3 protein-coding genes are annotated in these 1,852 nt (G+C 35.8%); all 3 read left to right on the plus strand.

The window, feature by feature from the left end; genetic code table 11:
• Positions 1-286: hypothetical protein (locus tag CWC11_RS20295; RefSeq protein WP_212748096.1), on the plus strand; the 286-nt coding region annotated here is incomplete at its 5' end.
• Positions 287-396: 110 nt separating this feature from the next.
• A complete protein-coding gene (locus tag CWC11_RS20300) occupies positions 397-774 on the plus strand; it encodes a hypothetical protein (RefSeq protein WP_138684136.1) in 378 nt (125 codons plus the stop codon).
• 485 nt (positions 775-1,259) lie between these two features.
• Positions 1,260-1,673, plus strand: coding sequence for a hypothetical protein (locus CWC11_RS20305; RefSeq protein ID WP_249330782.1), 414 nt, complete (start codon positions 1,260-1,262; stop codon positions 1,671-1,673).
• Positions 1,674-1,852 lie beyond the last annotated feature (179 nt).

The following is a 1,852-nucleotide window of genomic DNA, read 5'->3' on the forward strand; positions in this document are numbered from 1 at the left end:
TCCTGCCTCGGAGAAGCTGGATAAAGCTAAGCATATGAAAATATATAAATTTTGGAAGCAATCATTTTCCAGTCCAGTGCAGAACATTGTTGAACCTGCTTCTCTTTCATACATCAACAAAACTGAGATATCAGACTCCGAAGCACTGAGTATAATGGAAAAGCTTTCAGCGTTTCCAAAATCCTATAATGCGCTTCAAGTTGTCTTGTTTTCATGTTCAGATGACGATGAGTTGGTCGACGAAAAATATGAAAATATTGTAGCTCAGTGGAAATCGGCTACTTAACCAGTGAATAATGTCGTTTGTAAACTCACTGGGAATTTTACTCGCTGGCCTTCGGCTAAAACGTTCCTAAAGTTCCCGTATTTAAAGCGTTATGCGCACAAGGAAGTTCAATGAATAATATCAAGAATATATTAGTTTCTATTTTTTCAGGTATCGCATTAGCCATAATAGGCTCTTACCTCACAGGGCATACTTCTGCGCTTGTTATGCCGGTAAGTTTTGGCAATCTGATATGGGCTTGGGATATATTTGTCGTCCAATTATTAGGTTTTGGTTTACTCGCGATAGCATCAGGCTTTTTAGTTGCTTACATTACTAACAAAAACTTCTTGTTTTCAGTGGTTGCGGTTTTTTTAATAACGCAGTTATATTTGAGTTTTGTTATTGGTGACGGTTTCTATTTTTACTTTCCGCATATTTTAACAATGTTAGTGTGTTTATGTGCTGGTTGGTATGTAGCTCGTAAAAAGTTTTGTGAAAGTCTCTAAGTATGCGTTAAGAAAATCAAAGTTATATTGGATGTATGGTGGCGATATTTTTTAGTGCCACTTTGATACGGTGTTTTAAAGCGACTTCTTATATTTCAGCTTTTATTTTCTATTGTATTAAGTGTTCTTGAAAGCTTTGTCGGTCAATCGGCTCTAGACTTAATTGCTGCAACGTACTTGATAATTACTTGGCATAACCAGAATCTACAAAAATACTAAAATTGCCAACTTGGTATGCGTTCAAAATCAAGACTAAGTGATGCTAATTGGATGTTTATGTTTATAAGTTGACTGAATGTTGGTTTTGTCACTTTTACTATGTTCGAGTTGGCTAGCAAGGTATTGCTAACAAACGATTCAAGCGGGGTTTTGCTGCTCACTCGTTTTGCAATATATGCATTCCGCTAGCGCTTCGTTAACATCAATTAAAACGTCGTCTAGCTGTCCGTTGATAGCGGCGCTAATTATATTGCTAAAGGATTATCGTGAAATACTCTAGGGTTTTACTCTTTTCAGTAGGCTTGTATTTATTACTAATTGCTTTATCAACAATAGCAACAAAGATTGTCGGCTTTGATGAGATGGTTCAAAGCACATCATACATTTATACTCATTACGTCCTCGGTTTTTTAGCCTCTTTAATGGTTTATTTATATCTAGGATATAGTCAAACAGTGAGTCCGTATAAACAAGCCTTTTTAGTTGCGGCTGTTTATTGGTTTATTAACTTAAGTGCCGGTGCCTTACTATATATACTGTTAGAAATAACAATGGAGCCTCTAATATATTTGATTACAGCGTCGCTGCATGTAATCGCTGTTTTATTAGGGACGCTACTTGGTATTCAATTACGTAGTAAGAAAATAAAGCGTAATAAAAAATTGTTAATCAGAACCTAAGCTGCTGGTTTTGCTTTCTCACTCTAACCTTAACCAACAATCTTGCAGCCTATTTATTTGGCATAAGTAAAAAAGGAGTTTGAATTTGCTATTTGATTGGTTTAGCGCTGAAAAGCCTAATGTTTATTTGGGATCGTTAGCTGTAGTTAATAACAGTCACTTTTCTAAGGTAGAGTCGT

Origin of the sequence: Pseudoalteromonas sp. S3178 (genome assembly GCF_005886985.1) — a bacterium.
GTDB classification, from domain to species: Bacteria; Pseudomonadota; Gammaproteobacteria; order Enterobacterales; family Alteromonadaceae; genus Pseudoalteromonas; species Pseudoalteromonas carrageenovora.

Bases quoted from the DNA above. Each gene is read 5' to 3' on its own strand.
- CWC11_RS20300 (WP_138684136.1), top strand. From the start codon at position 397: ATGAATAATATCAAGAATATATTAGTTTCTATTTTTTCAGGTATCGCA.